Annotated in this window: 23 protein-coding genes; all 23 read right to left on the bottom strand. The window is 66.8% G+C overall.

Annotated elements, in window-relative coordinates:
* Nucleotides 1-352 precede the first annotated feature (352 nt).
* Nucleotides 353-913: a 50S ribosomal protein L17 gene (gene rplQ, locus PV363_RS02055; protein WP_220342042.1), complete on the bottom strand. Its 561-nt coding sequence runs from the start codon at nucleotides 911-913 to the stop codon at nucleotides 353-355.
* Between the two features lie 48 nt (nucleotides 914-961).
* A complete protein-coding gene (locus tag PV363_RS02050) occupies nucleotides 962-1,972 on the bottom strand; it encodes a DNA-directed RNA polymerase subunit alpha (protein ID WP_220342043.1) in 1,011 nt (336 codons plus the stop codon).
* 99 nt (nucleotides 1,973-2,071) lie between these two features.
* Nucleotides 2,072-2,680 (bottom strand): 30S ribosomal protein S4, encoded by a 609-nt coding sequence (gene rpsD / locus PV363_RS02045; protein ID WP_220342044.1) that lies wholly within the window; start codon nucleotides 2,678-2,680, stop codon nucleotides 2,072-2,074.
* A 27-nt stretch (nucleotides 2,681-2,707) separates the two neighbouring features.
* Nucleotides 2,708-3,106, bottom strand: a complete 399-nt coding sequence (gene rpsK, locus PV363_RS02040) for a 30S ribosomal protein S11 (protein WP_139087808.1) — start codon at nucleotides 3,104-3,106, stop codon at nucleotides 2,708-2,710.
* The gene (gene rpsM / locus PV363_RS02035) at nucleotides 3,106-3,483 is read right to left on the bottom strand and encodes a 30S ribosomal protein S13 (RefSeq protein ID WP_220342045.1); all 378 of its coding nucleotides are present in this window, start codon (nucleotides 3,481-3,483) and stop codon (nucleotides 3,106-3,108) included. Before rpsM ends, rpsK begins: the two co-directional genes overlap by 1 nt.
* A gap of 133 nt (nucleotides 3,484-3,616) precedes the next feature.
* Nucleotides 3,617-3,730 (bottom strand): 50S ribosomal protein L36, encoded by a 114-nt coding sequence (gene rpmJ / locus PV363_RS02030; RefSeq protein ID WP_167005642.1) that lies wholly within the window; start codon nucleotides 3,728-3,730, stop codon nucleotides 3,617-3,619.
* Nucleotides 3,731-3,809: 79 nt separating this feature from the next.
* Nucleotides 3,810-4,031, bottom strand: a complete 222-nt coding sequence (infA, locus tag PV363_RS02025; RefSeq protein WP_039345467.1) for a translation initiation factor IF-1 — start codon at nucleotides 4,029-4,031, stop codon at nucleotides 3,810-3,812.
* Between the two features lie 136 nt (nucleotides 4,032-4,167).
* Nucleotides 4,168-5,004, bottom strand: a complete 837-nt coding sequence (gene map, locus PV363_RS02020) for a type I methionyl aminopeptidase (RefSeq protein ID WP_220345322.1) — start codon at nucleotides 5,002-5,004, stop codon at nucleotides 4,168-4,170.
* Between the two features lie 6 nt (nucleotides 5,005-5,010).
* Nucleotides 5,011-5,577, bottom strand: a complete 567-nt coding sequence (locus PV363_RS02015; protein WP_220345323.1) for an adenylate kinase — start codon at nucleotides 5,575-5,577, stop codon at nucleotides 5,011-5,013.
* A complete protein-coding gene (gene secY / locus PV363_RS02010) occupies nucleotides 5,577-6,884 on the bottom strand; it encodes a preprotein translocase subunit SecY (protein WP_220342048.1) in 1,308 nt (435 codons plus the stop codon). The genes PV363_RS02015 and secY overlap by 1 nt, the downstream gene beginning before the upstream one ends.
* A 143-nt stretch (nucleotides 6,885-7,027) precedes the next feature.
* Nucleotides 7,028-7,468, bottom strand: a complete 441-nt coding sequence (gene rplO / locus PV363_RS02005) for a 50S ribosomal protein L15 (protein ID WP_220342049.1) — start codon at nucleotides 7,466-7,468, stop codon at nucleotides 7,028-7,030.
* 14 nt (nucleotides 7,469-7,482) lie between these two features.
* Nucleotides 7,483-7,665, bottom strand: coding sequence for a 50S ribosomal protein L30 (gene rpmD / locus PV363_RS02000; protein WP_220342050.1), 183 nt, complete (start codon nucleotides 7,663-7,665; stop codon nucleotides 7,483-7,485).
* Nucleotides 7,665-8,264 (bottom strand): 30S ribosomal protein S5, encoded by a 600-nt coding sequence (gene rpsE, locus PV363_RS01995; protein WP_220342051.1) that lies wholly within the window; start codon nucleotides 8,262-8,264, stop codon nucleotides 7,665-7,667. Before rpsE ends, rpmD begins: the two co-directional genes overlap by 1 nt.
* Before the next feature lie 26 nt (nucleotides 8,265-8,290).
* On the bottom strand, nucleotides 8,291-8,674 hold the full coding sequence (gene rplR / locus PV363_RS01990; RefSeq protein WP_220342052.1) for a 50S ribosomal protein L18: 384 nt from the start codon (nucleotides 8,672-8,674) through the stop codon (nucleotides 8,291-8,293).
* A complete protein-coding gene (gene rplF, locus PV363_RS01985; protein WP_220342053.1) occupies nucleotides 8,674-9,216 on the bottom strand; it encodes a 50S ribosomal protein L6 in 543 nt (180 codons plus the stop codon). Before rplF ends, rplR begins: the two co-directional genes overlap by 1 nt.
* 16 nt (nucleotides 9,217-9,232) lie before the next feature.
* Complete coding sequence (rpsH, locus tag PV363_RS01980; protein WP_220342054.1) at nucleotides 9,233-9,640, bottom strand: 30S ribosomal protein S8; 408 nt, start codon at nucleotides 9,638-9,640, stop codon at nucleotides 9,233-9,235.
* Nucleotides 9,641-9,715: 75 nt separating this feature from the next.
* Nucleotides 9,716-9,901 carry a type Z 30S ribosomal protein S14 gene (locus PV363_RS01975; protein ID WP_220342055.1) on the bottom strand — a complete coding sequence of 62 codons (186 nt, stop codon included), beginning with the start codon at nucleotides 9,899-9,901 and terminating at the stop codon, nucleotides 9,716-9,718.
* Between the two features lie 2 nt (nucleotides 9,902-9,903).
* Entirely contained in the window at nucleotides 9,904-10,473 is a 570-nt protein-coding gene (gene rplE / locus PV363_RS01970; RefSeq protein ID WP_220342056.1) for a 50S ribosomal protein L5, read from the bottom strand.
* The gene (gene rplX, locus PV363_RS01965; protein ID WP_220342057.1) at nucleotides 10,473-10,844 is read right to left on the bottom strand and encodes a 50S ribosomal protein L24; all 372 of its coding nucleotides are present in this window, start codon (nucleotides 10,842-10,844) and stop codon (nucleotides 10,473-10,475) included. The genes rplE and rplX overlap by 1 nt, the downstream gene beginning before the upstream one ends.
* Nucleotides 10,844-11,212, bottom strand: coding sequence for a 50S ribosomal protein L14 (gene rplN / locus PV363_RS01960; protein ID WP_139087795.1), 369 nt, complete (start codon nucleotides 11,210-11,212; stop codon nucleotides 10,844-10,846). The genes rplX and rplN overlap by 1 nt, the downstream gene beginning before the upstream one ends.
* 63 nt (nucleotides 11,213-11,275) lie before the next feature.
* Nucleotides 11,276-11,548, bottom strand: a complete 273-nt coding sequence (rpsQ, locus tag PV363_RS01955; protein WP_220342058.1) for a 30S ribosomal protein S17 — start codon at nucleotides 11,546-11,548, stop codon at nucleotides 11,276-11,278.
* Nucleotides 11,545-11,769, bottom strand: a complete 225-nt coding sequence (gene rpmC, locus PV363_RS01950; protein ID WP_220342059.1) for a 50S ribosomal protein L29 — start codon at nucleotides 11,767-11,769, stop codon at nucleotides 11,545-11,547. The genes rpsQ and rpmC overlap by 4 nt, the downstream gene beginning before the upstream one ends.
* Nucleotides 11,769-12,188, bottom strand: coding sequence for a 50S ribosomal protein L16 (rplP, locus tag PV363_RS01945; RefSeq protein WP_220342060.1), 420 nt, complete (start codon nucleotides 12,186-12,188; stop codon nucleotides 11,769-11,771). Before rplP ends, rpmC begins: the two co-directional genes overlap by 1 nt.

Genomic DNA, 12,188 nt, shown 5'->3' with positions numbered 1-12,188 from the left:
CCGGTCGACTGGTCGGTGCGGACGGGGACGAGGTCGAGGACCGAGAGCTTGAGCGGCATACCTGGTTCCAACGCCGACGGAGGCGTCGCTCATTCCCTCGCGTACGGCTTGCCTGCGACGTCCTACCGGGCGGCGGACGTGGACCGTCCCCGCCACCACTGCCAGATCAGGGTCACGATCAGCGCGCCGACGAACGAGCGACCAGACCCGAGACGAAGGCCATCGGCCAGTCGATGCCGGCCGCACCGCGGCCGAGGATGAGCTGGGCGACCGCGCCCTGGAGTGCACGAAGGCCGGCCCCCGCTCCTCTCGGAGCAGGCGCCGGCCTGCGTGCGTGCTCGACCGGTGAAGGTCAGGCCTTCTCGGTGGTGCCTTCGGCGTCGGTGCCCTCGGCGTCGGTGCCCTCGACCTCGTCGGCCGAAGCCTCGGGAGCCTCGTCGGCCGGCGCCTCGTCGGCAGCGGCGATCTGGTCCTCGACCTCGTCGGCGTTGTCGGCGACCGGGGCGGTCTCTGCCTTCGTGGACTTCTTGGGCGTCTTCGTCGTGACGGAGAAGTCCTTCTCCTCCACGAGCTCGATCACGGCCATGGGGGCGTTGTCGCCCTTGCGCGGCCCGATCTTGGTGATGCGCGTGTAGCCGCCGGGGCGCGTCGTGTACTTCGGCGCGACCTCGGTGAAGAGCACGTGCAGGATCTGCTTGTCACGGATCACCTTGACGACCTGGCGCCGGTTGGCGACCGTGTCGACCTTGGCGCGCGTGATCAGCGACTCCGCGTACGGACGAAGGCGTCGGGCCTTCGCCTCGGTGGTGGTGATGCGGCCGTGCTCGAACAGGCTCTGTGCGAGATTGGCGAGGATGAGGCGCTGGTGCGCCGGGCTCCCGCCGAACCGCGGACCCTTGGTGGGCGTGGGCATTGCTGTGTCTCCTGGGATGTCGTGCGGAGATCAGTGCTGAGCGTCGGCTCAGTACTGCTCGTCCTCCGCGAAGCTCTCGTCGTCGTCGTAGCTGTCGACCACCGCGGACGGGTCGAACCCGGCAGGGCTGTCCTTGAGGCCCAGGCCCATCTCTGCGAGCTTGGCCTTCACCTCGTCGATGGACTTCGAACCGAAGTTGCGGATGTCCAGCAGGTCCTGCTCGCTGCGCGAGATGAGCTCACCCACGGTGTGGATGCCCTCGCGCTTGAGGCAGTTGTACGAGCGCACCGTGAGGTGGAGGTCCTCCACCGGGAGCGCCAGGTCGGCGGCGAGCGCCTCGTCGACGGGCGACGGGCCGATGTCGATGCCCTCGGCCTCGACGTTCAGCTCGCGGGCGAGACCGAACAGCTCGACGAGCGTCTTGCCGGCCGACGCCATGGCGTCGCGCGGCAGGATCGAGCGCTTGGTCTCCACGTCGATGATGAGCTTGTCGAAGTCGGTGCGCTGCTCGACACGAGTCGCCTCGACCTTGTACGTGACCTTGAGGACCGGGCTGTAGATCGAGTCGATCGGCATGCGCCCGATCTCCTCGTCGCCGGTCTTGTTCTGGACTGCCGACACGTAACCGCGTCCGCGCTCGACCACCAGCTCCACCTCGATCTTGCCCTTGTCGTTCAGGGTCGCGATCTTGAGGTCCGGGTTGTGCACCTCGACGCCGGCCGGAGGCGCGATGTCGGCTGCGGTGACGTCGCCGGGGCCCTGCTTGCGCAGGTACATGACGACGGGCTCGTCGTGCTCCGAGCTGACCACGATGTTCTTGAGGTTGAGGATGATCTCGGTGACGTCCTCGGTCACGCCGGGGATCGTCGAGAACTCGTGCAGGACACCGTCGATCTTGATCGAGGTGACTGCTGCACCCGGGATCGACGACAGGAGCGTACGGCGCAGCGAGTTGCCGAGGGTGTAGCCGAAGCCGGGCTCGAGGGGCTCGATGACGAACCGCGAACGGAACTCGTCGACGACGTCCTCTGACAGGGTGGGCCGCTGTGCAATGAGCATTTTCTGGTTTCCTTTCCGCGTCGCCCGCTATTTGACGGACACGGTCTGTGGAGGTGGTGGGGCTGCCCCGGGACCGGCCCGGGCAGCCGTGTGAGCGGATCAGATCTTGGAGTAGTACTCCACGATCAGCTGCTCGGAGATCGGCACGACGATCTGCTCGCGCACCGGCGGCTGGTGGACCAGGATGCGGCCCTTCTCCGGGACGGCGGTGAGCCATCCCGGAACCGTGGTGGCGTCGAACGTCTCGCGGGCCACGATGAACGGCGTGGTCTCGAGCGACTTCGGCCGCACGTCGATGATGTCGTGCTTGCTGACCTGGAACGACGGGATGTCGGTCTTGTGGCCGTTGACCAGGAAGTGGCCGTGGGTCACGAGCTGGCGAGCGTGACGTCGGGTCCGCGCGAAACCGGCGCGGTACACGACGTTGTCGAGACGGCACTCGAGGATCTGGAGGAGGTTGTCGCCGGTCTTGCCCGGACGACGGTTTGCCTCCTCGTAGTAGTTGCGGAACTGCCGCTCGAGCACGCCGTAGGTGTAACGCGCCTTCTGCTTCTCCTGAAGCTGGGTGCGGTACTCGCTCTCCTTGACACGGGCGCGGCCGTGCTGGCCGGGCGGGTACGGACGACGCTCGAACGCGGCGTCACCGCCGACGAGGTCCACGCCCAGGCGGCGAGACTTCTTGGTCAGGGGTCCGGTGTAACGGGCCATCTGTGTTCTCCTCTCCGATCCGGGCGATCAGACGCGGCGGCGCTTGGGAGGCCGCACGCCGTTGTGGGGGCTGGGGGTGACGTCCTGGATGGTGCCGACCTCGAGGCCGACCGCACCCAGCGAACGGATCGCCGTCTCGCGGCCCGAACCGGGGCCCTTCACGAAGACGTCGATCTTCTTCATCCCGTGCTCCATCGCCCGACGCCCGGCGGCCTCGGCGGCCATCTGCGCGGCGTACGGAGTGGACTTGCGCGAGCCCTTGAAGCCGACGGTGCCGGCCGAGGCCCACGAGATCACCGCTCCGGTGGGATCGGTGATCGTGACGATCGTGTTGTTGAACGTGCTCTTGATGTGGGCCTGGCCCGCGGCGACGTTCTTCTTCTCCTTGCGGCGCACCTTCTTGGCGCCTGTGCCCTTCGGAGGCATTACTTACCCTTCTTCTTTGCGCCGGAAACGGTGCGCTTCGGACCCTTGCGGGTGCGAGCGTTCGTCTTGGTCCGCTGCCCGCGCACGGGGAGCCCGGCGCGGTGGCGGCGGCCCTGGTAGCTGCCGATCTCGATCTTGCGACGGATGTCGGCGGCCACTTCGCGGCGAAGGTCGCCCTCGACCTGGAACTGACCCTCGATCGCGTCACGGAGCGAGACCAGCTGGTCCTCGCTCAGCTCGTGGACGCGCAGGTCGGGGCTGATGCCGGTCTGCTCGAGCAGCTGCTGACTGCGGGTACGGCCGATGCCGTAGATGTAGGTGAGACCGATCACCACGCGCTTGTCGCGCGGGAGATCGACACCGATGAGGCGTGCCATCAGGCGGTTTCCTTCCACTGCGGAGGTGTGGTCGTGACGCGTCCTGGCTGCCTCAGCCAGGCCCCGGCCTCCGGTCCGGGGGAAGCACCTCGTCGTCGACGGGGTGAGCGGTCACGTGTGGGTGGCGGGCTGGTCAGCCCTGCCGCTGCTTGTGGCGCGGGTTCTCGCAGATCACCATGACACGGCCATGGCGACGGATGACCTTGCACTTCTCGCAGATCGGCTTGACGCTCGGTTGAACCTTCATCGAGCTCTCTTATCTTGAACGGACGGATGGTTGCGCGGCGCGCGACGACGACGCCCTCGCGGGCGGCTCCCGGTGCGGGTCACTTGTACCGGTAGACGATCCGGCCTCGGGTGAGGTCGTACGGGGACAGCTCCACCACTACGCGGTCCTCGGGGAGGATCCGGATGTAGTGCTGGCGCATCTTGCCGCTGATATGGGCTAGAACCTTGTGGCCATTGGTCAGCTCGACCCGGAACATCGCGTTCGGCAGGGCCTCGATGACCGAGCCCTCGAGCTCGATGACGCCTTCCTTCTTCGGCATGTCCTCCGCAATCTGTCGCACGTCTCTCGGATCGGCCGAAGGCATGCGGATACGCAGACCTCGGCCGACTGTCCATAGTACGGTGCTCCGTGGCGGTCGGACAAATCAGCCCCCCTCGACGAGAGGAAGGGCGCCGTCAGTCGCTCTCGGGGCCGCCGTACGGGACGCCCAGCTCGGCGAGCCGGGCCTTGCCGCCGTCGAGGGCGCTGAGCACCCAGGCGCCGGTGTCGGTGAGCGTGAACGTGTGCTCGAAGTGGGCCGACCACCCGCTGTCGTCGGTCACGACGGTCCAGTCGTCCTCGAGCGTCGTCGTGTCGATCGTGCCTTCGGTCAGCATCGGCTCCACCGCGAGGACCAGCCCCTTGACCAGCTTGGCGCCGTGGCCCGGTCGGCCGAAGTTGGGGACGTTGGGCGGCATGTGCATGGCCGTGCCGATCCCGTGACCGACGTAGTCCTCGACGATCCCGTACGACGCGCCGGCGGGTTGGCTGCGGACGTACGTCTCGACCGCGTGGCCGATGTCGCTGACCCTGCCGCCGAGCCGTGCCGCGGCGATGCCGCGCCACAAGGACTCCTCGCACACGCGCATCAGCTCGCGCCGGCTCGCCGAGACCTCCCCCACCGCGACGGTGACCGCCGCGTCGGAGTGCCAGCCGTCGAGCACGCACCCGCAGTCGATCGAGACGAGGTCGCCCTCCTCGATCACGCGGCCGCCCGGGATGCCGTGGACGACCTCGTCGTTGACCGACGTGCAGATCGTCGCCGGAAAGCCGTGGTAGCCCTTGAAGTTCGGCTTGGCCCCACGGCTGTGGATGTGCTCCTCCGCGATCGCGTCGAGGTCGGCCGTGGTCATGCCCGGCCGGACCGACTCACGCAGGAGCGCGAGCGTCTCGCCCACGATCACGCCCGCCCGCCGCATCACGGCGACCTGGTCAGGCGTCTTGATCTCCAGGCCGCTGCCGAACAGACCCATGGCTCCTTAGTCCTGCGGCAGGGCGTCGAGGATGCGGCCCTGGACCTCGTCCACGGCGCCGAGCCCGTCGACCCGCACCAGCAGACCGCGGTCGGCGTAGAGGGCGAGCAGCGGCGACGTCTGCGCCTCGTACACCTCTTGGCGGTGCCGGACGACGTCCTCGGTGTCGTCGGTGCGGCCCGAGGTCTCCGCGCGCTTCAGCAGGCGCGCGATGAGCTCCTCACGCTCCACCACCAGCTCGACGACGGCATCGAGCTTCTCTCCCAGTTCGGCCAGGATCCCGTCGAGCGTGTGGACCTGGTCGACCGTCCGCGGATAGCCGTCGAGGAGGAAGCCGGCGTGCGCGTCGTCCCACGTGAGCCGGTCGCGCACCATCGCGTTGGTGACCTCGTCGGGGACGTACTCGCCCTTGTCCATGTACGTCTTCGCCACGACGCCGAGCTCCGTGCCCTCGGAGACGTTCGCGCGGAAGATGTCGCCCGTCGAGATCTGCGGGATCCCGAGCTTTTCCGCGAGGAGAGTCGCCTGGGTGCCCTTGCCTGCCCCCGGAGGACCCATGAACAAGAGACGCATCACTTGAGGAACCCTTCGTAGTTGCGCTGCTGCAGCTGGCTCTCGATCTGCTTCACCGTGTCGAGACCGACGCCGACGATGATCAGGAGCGTCGTGCCACCGAACGGGAAGTTCTGGTTGGCGTCGACGAGCAGGAAGGCCAGGAGCGGGATGAGCGCGACGAGACCGAGGTACAGCGAGCCGGGGAAGGTGATGCGCGAGAGCACGTAGCCGAGGTACTGCTCGGTCGGACGTCCGGCACGGATGCCGGGGATGAAGCCGCCGTACTTCTTCATGTTGTCGGCGACCTCCTTCGGGTTGAAGGTGATCGACACGTAGAAGTACGTGAAGAACACGATCAGCAGGAAGAAGGTGAGCATGTAGACCGGGTGGTCGCCGCGGACGAAGTTGTCGTTGATCCAGTTCGCCCAGCCCTTGCCCTGGTTGAACTGTGCGGCCAGCGCCGGGAGATAGAGCAGGCTCGAGGCGAAGATGACCGGGATGACGCCGGCCTGGTTGACCTTCAGCGGGATGTAGGTCGACGAGCCGCCGAACATCTTGCGTCCGACCATCCGGCGGGCGTACTGCACCGGGATCCGGCGCTGGGCCTGCTCGATGAAGATGACGGCCGCCATGACGGCGAGACCGACGGCGACCACGACGGCGAAGACGCCCCAGCCGCGCTGCTCCTTGATGAGCCACATCGTGCCCGGGAAGGTCGCGACGATCTGGGTGAAGATCAGCAGCGACATGCCGTTGCCGACACCACGGTCGCTGATGAGCTCGCCGAACCACATGATCATCGCCGTACCGGCGACCATGACCAGGACGATCAGCAGGAAGAGACCGACCGAGTCGGTGTCGGTCAGGAGGTCGCGGTTGCACTGGTTGCCGAAGAGGGCTCCGGAACGGGCCATCGCGACGATGCCGGCGCCCTGGAGGACCGCGAGACCCAGGGTGAGGTAGCGGGTGTACTGGGTGATCTTGGCCTGGCCGGACTGACCCTCCTTCTTGAGGGTCTCCAGCCGTGGGATCACCACCGTCAACAGCTGAAGGATGATGCTCGCGGTGATGTAGGGCATGATGCCCAGCGCGAACACGGTCAGCTGGAGGAGAGCTCCACCCGAGAAGACGTTGAGCAGGTTGAACAGGCTGTTGGCGTTCTCACCTGAGGTAGCAGCGTTGAGGCAGAACTGAACGTTCTCCACGTCCACTCCCGGAGCGGGGAGGACGGATCCCATCCGGAACAGCACGAGGATGAACAAGACGAACAAGATCTTCTTGCGTAGATCAGGCGTCTTGAACGCGTTGACGAAAGCGCTGAGCACCGGGTCCTCCTATGGACAACGGCGACGGTGTCCCGTGCGGGTGGAGTGCGGAATGGGGGCCTTGAAGCGAAACATGGCGACTCTAACAGTCGCTCGGTGAGCGACTGTCAGAGACCGCCATGTCCCATACGACTCGGTACGACTCAGCGCTCGGTGACCGAGCCGCCAGCCGCTTCGATCTTGCTCTTGGCCGACGCCGAGAACTTGTCGGCAGTCACCTGGACCGCGACGTCGATCTCGCCGTTGCCCAGGATCTTGACGGGCTGGCCCTTGCGGACCGCACCCTTGTCGACGAGTGCGGCGACGTCCACCGTGCCGCCCTCGGGGAAGAGCTCGCCGAGGCGGGTCAGGTTCACGACCTGGTACGCCACCTTGAACGGGCTCTTGAACCCACCCAGCTTCGGGAGGCGCATGTGGATCGGGACCTGGCCGCCCTCGAAGCCGACGGGCACCTGGTAGCGGGCACTCGTGCCCTTGGTGCCGCGGCCCGCGGTCTTGCCCTTGCTTCCCTCACCGCGACCCACACGGGTCTTCGCGGTCTTCGCGCCCGGTGCGGGGCGGAGGTGGTGCAGCTTGAGCGTCATGTCAGTTCCTCCCCTCAGTCCACATTCTTGACGTCGACGAGGTGAGGAACCGTTGCGATCATCCCGCGGATCTCGGGACGGTCCTCCTTGACGACGACGTCGCCGATGCGCTTGAGACCGAGCGTGCGCAAGGTCTGGCGCTGGTTGTTCGTACGCCCGATGCCCGAGCGCACCTGGGTCACCTGCAGCTTCGACATCATGCACCTGCCTGGGCCGGCGTCGACGGCTCACGCTCGGCCTTGAGCATCGCCGCCGGTGCGACGTGCTCGACCGGCAGGCCGCGGCGAGCCGCCACGTCCGCCGGGGACTCGAGCTCACGCAGCGCCTGAATGGTCGCGTGCACGATGTTGATGGCGTTCGACGAGCCGAGCGACTTGCTCAGCACGTCGTGGATGCCTGCGGCCTCGAGCACGGCGCGGACCGGACCACCGGCGATGACGCCGGTACCGGGAGCGGCCGGGCGCAGCATGACCACGCCGGCTGCCCGCTCACCCTGCACGGGGTGCGGGATGGTGCCCTGGATGCGCGGCACGCGGAAGAAGGACTTCTTTGCCTCCTCGACACCCTTCTGGATGGCGGTCGGCACCTCCTTCGCCTTGCCGTAGCCGACACCGACCATGCCGTCGCCGTCACCGACGACGACCAGGGCCGTGAAGCTGAACCGACGTCCGCCCTTGACGACCTTGGCCACGCGGTTGATGCCGACGACCTTCTCGATGTATGCGGTCTTGTCCGCCGAACCGCGATCGCGGCCCCGACGGTCCCCGCCGCCACTGCGGCGCTGGGCTCCGCTCATTCGACTGTCCTCTTCTCTCGTCTGGCTCAGAAGGCCAGGCCGCCCTCGCGGGCGCCCTCGGCCAGGGCGGAAACGCGCCCCTGGTACTTGTTTCCTGCGCGGTCGAACACGACCGCTTCGACCCCGGCGACCTTCGCGCGGTCGGCGATCAGCTCACCGACGCGACGGGCCTTGGCGGTCTTGTCTCCGTCGAGCGAGCGCAGCTCGGCCTCCATCGACGAGGCCGACGCAAGCGTACGGCCCTCCAGGTCGTTGACGACCTGAGCGACGATGTGACGGCTGGAGCGCGTGATCACCAGACGCGGACGATCCTGCGTCCCGGCGACCCGCTTGCGACCCCGCACCTGACGGCGACGACGACCAGCGACGCGCGCAGCCTCGTGCTTGCGGTGCTTGAGAGCGATAGCCATTACTTTCCAGCCTTCCCAGCCTTGCGGCGAACCTGCTCGCCGGCGTATCGCACGCCCTTGCCCTTGTAGGGCTCGGGCTTGCGCAGCTTGCGGATGTTGGCCGCAACCTCACCGACCTGCTGCTTGTCGATCCCGGTGATCGTGAGCTTCGTCGGCGACTCGACCGTGAAGGTCACGCCCTCCGGTGCCTGGAAGGCGACCGGGTGGCTGAAGCCGAGGTTGAGCTCGATCGCGGCCGGGCCCTTGGCCAGGACGCGGTATCCGACGCCGACGAGCTCGAGCTTCTTCTCGTAGCCCGTCGTGACGCCGATGACCATGTTGTTGATCAGGGTGCGTGTGAGGCCGTGGAGCGAGCGGTTCTGCCGCTCGTCGTTCGGACGCTCGACCGAGATCGCGCCGTCCTCAGCCTTGCTCGCGGTGATCGGTGCGGCCACCGTGTGCGCCAGCGTGCCCTTCGGGCCCTTGACCGTGACGACCTGCCCGTCGATCGCGATGTCGACACCGGAAGGAACCGTCACCGGCTGCTTGCCAATACGTGACATGTGTTTTCTCCTCCCGTCACCAGACGTAGGCGAGGACTTCGCCCCCGACGCCCTTGAACTTGGCCTGCTTGTCGGTCAGAAGGCCCTGGCTCGTGGAGATGATCGCCACGCCCAGTCCTCCGAGAACCTTCGGCAGGTTGGTCGACTTCGCGTAGACCCGCAGACCCGGCTTGCTGATGCGCCGGATGCCGGCGATCGCACGCTCGCGGTGCTGGCCGTACTTGAGGGTCACCGTGAGCGTCTTGCCCACGACGTCCCCGGTCGGCTCGGCCACGGAGAAGCCCGTGATGTAGCCCTCTTGCTTCAGGATCTCCGCGACGCCGGCCTTGAGCTTGCTGTAAGGCATGCTCACCTCGTCGTGGAACGCCTGGTTGCCGTTGCGGACACGCGTCAGCATGTCCGCGATCGGATCAGTCATCGTCATGAGTGTGTTTCCACTTTCCTGCCACGGTTTCCGCGCTGTCGGCGCGGACCTGCGGCGTTCAGGGTCGAGTCGGGATTACCAGCTGCTCTTCGTGATGCCCGGGAGCTCACCGCGGTGAGCCATGGTCCGCAGGCAGATCCGGCACAGGCCGAACTTGCGATAGACGGACTTCGGGCGTCCACAGCGCTGGCAGCGGGTGTAGGCGCGCACGGCGTACTTCGGCTTGCGCGCGGCCTTAACCTTCAGCGAGGTCTTCGCCATGGTCAGTTCTCCTTGAACGGGAAGCCGAGCTTGGTGAGGAGCGCGCGCCCCTCCTCGTCGTTGGTCGCCGAGGTGACGATGGTGATGTCCATGCCACGGGTCCGGTCGATCTTGTCCTGATCGATCTCGTGGAACATGACCTGCTCCGTGAGACCGAACGTGTAGTTGCCGCGTCCGTCGAACTGCTTGGGCGAGAGCCCGCGGAAGTCGCGGATACGCGGGAGGGCGATCGACAGCAGCCGATCGAGGAACTCCCACATGCGGTCGCCGCGCAGCGTGACGTGCGCACCGATCGGCATGCCCTCGCGCAGCTTGAACTGCGCGATGGACTTGCGGGCACGGGTGACCTGCGGCTTCTGGCCGGTGATCGCGGCCAGGTCGCGGATCGCGCCCTCGATCAGCTTGGAGTCACGAGCTGCCTCGCCGACGCCCATGTTGACGACGATCTTGGTCAGACCCGGGACCTGCATGACGTTCTCGAACGAGAACTCCTCGCGCAGCGCGGGGAGGATCTCCTCGCGGTAGCGCGTCTTCACGCGCGGGATGACCTTCTCTGTGGTCTCGGCGCTCATCAGATCTCCTCTCCGGTGCGCTTGGCGACGCGCACGCTGCGGTGCGCGCTGTAGGTGGAGCCGTCAGGGCGCTTCTTGGTGACCTCGTCGCGACGGTTGCCGATACGGGTGGTGACCTTCTCGCCGTCGACCTCGACCAGGAGCGCCACGTTGGACACGTGGATCGGAGCCTCCTTGGTCACGATCGAGCTGGTCGTGCCCGGCTGCAGCGCCTTCTGGTGCCGCTTGATCCGGTTCACGCCCTCGACGATCACGCGATCGACCTCGGGGAGCACGGCGATGACCTTGCCCTCGACGCCGCGGTCCTTGCCGGACAGCACGCGGACCTGGTCACCCTTCTTGATGCTCAGGCTCTTCTTCTTGGCAGTCATCACAGCACCTCCGGGGCAAGCGAGATGATGCGCATGAACCGCTTGTCGCGCAGCTCACGGCCCACGGGGCCGAAGATGCGCGTGCCACGGGGCTCACCATCATTCTTCAAGATGACTGCGGCGTTCTCGTCGAACCGGATGTAGGAGCCGTCCGGACGACGGCGCTCCTTCGCGGTGCGGACGACGACAGCCTTCACGACGTCGCCCTTCTTGACGTTCCCGCCCGGGATCGCGTCCTTGACGGTGGCGACGATGGTGTCGCCGATCCCTGCGTATCGACGACCGGAACCGCCGAGCACGCGGATGCACAAGATCTCCTTGGCACCGGTGTTGTCGGCGACCTTGAGTCGCGACTCCTGCTGGATCATCGGTTATCTCCTGTTGTCTCGCCGGTTCTCACGGGGTCTCCGCGAGCCTGACGGAACGAGTGGTTACTTGGCCTTCTCGAGGATCTCGACGAGGCGCCAACGCTTGGTCGACGACAGCGGACGGGTCTCTGCGACCAGTACGCGGTCGCCGATGCCAGCCTCGTTCGCCTCGTCGTGCGCCTTGAGCTTGCTCGTGCGGCGCATGACCTTGCCGTACAGAGCGTGCTTGACGTGGTCCTCGACGCTGACGACGACGGTCTTGTCCATCTTGTCGCTCACGACGAGGCCCTCGCGCACCTTGCGGCGGTTGCGCTCGCCTGCGGTGTTGTTGCTCATGCCTCTTCACTTTCGATGATGCCGAGCTCGCGCTCACGGACGACGGTGTAGATGCGCGCGATGTCCTTGCGCACCGTACGGAGCCGGGCGTTGTTCTCGAGCTGGCCGGTCGCGGCCTGGAAGCGCAGGTTGAACAGCTCTTCCTTGGCCTCGCCCAGCTTGTCGGCCAGGTCCTCGGCGCTCAGCGCGCGGAGGTCAGCGGTGGTGGTGGCGTTCGCCATCAGAGATCACCTGCCTCGCGGGTCACGATCTTGCACTTCATCGGGAGCTTGTGCATCGCACGTCGCAGCGCCTCACGGGCCACCGGCTCGGTCACGCCCGACAGCTCGAACATGACGCGGCCGGCCTTGACGTTGGCGATCCACCACTCCGGCGAACCCTTTCCGGAACCCATGCGGGTCTCGGCAGGCTTCTTGGTCAGCGGACGGTCGGGGTAGATGTTGATCCACACCTTGCCGCCACGCTTGATGTGACGGGTCATGGCGATACGAGCCGACTCGATCTGCCGGTTGGTCACGTAGTGACCCTCGATCGCCTGGATGCCGAAGTCACCGAACGCCAGCGACGTGCCGCCCTTGGCGGCGCCACGACGCTTGGGGTGGTGCTGCTTGCGGTGCTTGACCCTGCGCGGGATCAGCAT

Origin of the sequence: Mumia sp., from assembly GCF_028803055.1 — a bacterium.
GTDB lineage: Bacteria > Actinomycetota > Actinomycetes > Propionibacteriales > Nocardioidaceae > Mumia.
This window is presented reverse-complemented; position numbering and strand designations above follow the sequence as displayed.

Bases quoted from the DNA above. Each gene is read 5' to 3' on its own strand.
- rplE (WP_220342056.1), bottom strand. From the start codon at position 10,473: ATGAGCGCCGAGACCACAGAGAAGGTCATCCCGCGCGTGAAGACGCGC.
- rplP (WP_220342060.1), bottom strand. From the start codon at position 12,188: ATGCTGATCCCGCGCAGGGTCAAGCACCGCAAGCAGCACCACCCCAAG.
- rplO (WP_220342049.1), bottom strand. From the start codon at position 7,468: ATGACGCTCAAGCTGCACCACCTCCGCCCCGCACCGGGCGCGAAGACC.
- rpsE (WP_220342051.1), bottom strand. From the start codon at position 8,264: ATGAGCGGAGCCCAGCGCCGCAGTGGCGGCGGGGACCGTCGGGGCCGC.
- PV363_RS01975 (WP_220342055.1), bottom strand. From the start codon at position 9,901: ATGGCGAAGACCTCGCTGAAGGTTAAGGCCGCGCGCAAGCCGAAGTAC.
- PV363_RS02050 (WP_220342043.1), bottom strand. From the start codon at position 1,972: ATGCTCATTGCACAGCGGCCCACCCTGTCAGAGGACGTCGTCGACGAG.
- rplQ (WP_220342042.1), bottom strand. From the start codon at position 913: ATGCCCACGCCCACCAAGGGTCCGCGGTTCGGCGGGAGCCCGGCGCAC.
- rpmD (WP_220342050.1), bottom strand. From the start codon at position 7,665: ATGTCGAAGCTGCAGGTGACCCAGGTGCGCTCGGGCATCGGGCGTACG.
- rplF (WP_220342053.1), bottom strand. From the start codon at position 9,216: ATGTCACGTATTGGCAAGCAGCCGGTGACGGTTCCTTCCGGTGTCGAC.
- rpmJ (WP_167005642.1), bottom strand. From the start codon at position 3,730: ATGAAGGTTCAACCGAGCGTCAAGCCGATCTGCGAGAAGTGCAAGGTC.
- infA (WP_039345467.1), bottom strand. From the start codon at position 4,031: ATGCCGAAGAAGGAAGGCGTCATCGAGCTCGAGGGCTCGGTCATCGAG.
- rpsH (WP_220342054.1), bottom strand. From the start codon at position 9,640: ATGACGATGACTGATCCGATCGCGGACATGCTGACGCGTGTCCGCAAC.
- rplX (WP_220342057.1), bottom strand. From the start codon at position 10,844: ATGACTGCCAAGAAGAAGAGCCTGAGCATCAAGAAGGGTGACCAGGTC.
- map (WP_220345322.1), bottom strand. From the start codon at position 5,004: ATGGGTCTGTTCGGCAGCGGCCTGGAGATCAAGACGCCTGACCAGGTC.
- rpsK (WP_139087808.1), bottom strand. From the start codon at position 3,106: ATGCCTCCGAAGGGCACAGGCGCCAAGAAGGTGCGCCGCAAGGAGAAG.
- rplN (WP_139087795.1), bottom strand. From the start codon at position 11,212: ATGATCCAGCAGGAGTCGCGACTCAAGGTCGCCGACAACACCGGTGCC.
- rpmC (WP_220342059.1), bottom strand. From the start codon at position 11,769: ATGGCGAACGCCACCACCACCGCTGACCTCCGCGCGCTGAGCGCCGAG.
- rpsM (WP_220342045.1), bottom strand. From the start codon at position 3,483: ATGGCACGCCTCATCGGTGTCGATCTCCCGCGCGACAAGCGCGTGGTG.
- rpsQ (WP_220342058.1), bottom strand. From the start codon at position 11,548: ATGAGCAACAACACCGCAGGCGAGCGCAACCGCCGCAAGGTGCGCGAG.
- PV363_RS02015 (WP_220345323.1), bottom strand. From the start codon at position 5,577: ATGCGTCTCTTGTTCATGGGTCCTCCGGGGGCAGGCAAGGGCACCCAG.
- rpsD (WP_220342044.1), bottom strand. From the start codon at position 2,680: ATGGCCCGTTACACCGGACCCCTGACCAAGAAGTCTCGCCGCCTGGGC.
- rplR (WP_220342052.1), bottom strand. From the start codon at position 8,674: ATGGCTATCGCTCTCAAGCACCGCAAGCACGAGGCTGCGCGCGTCGCT.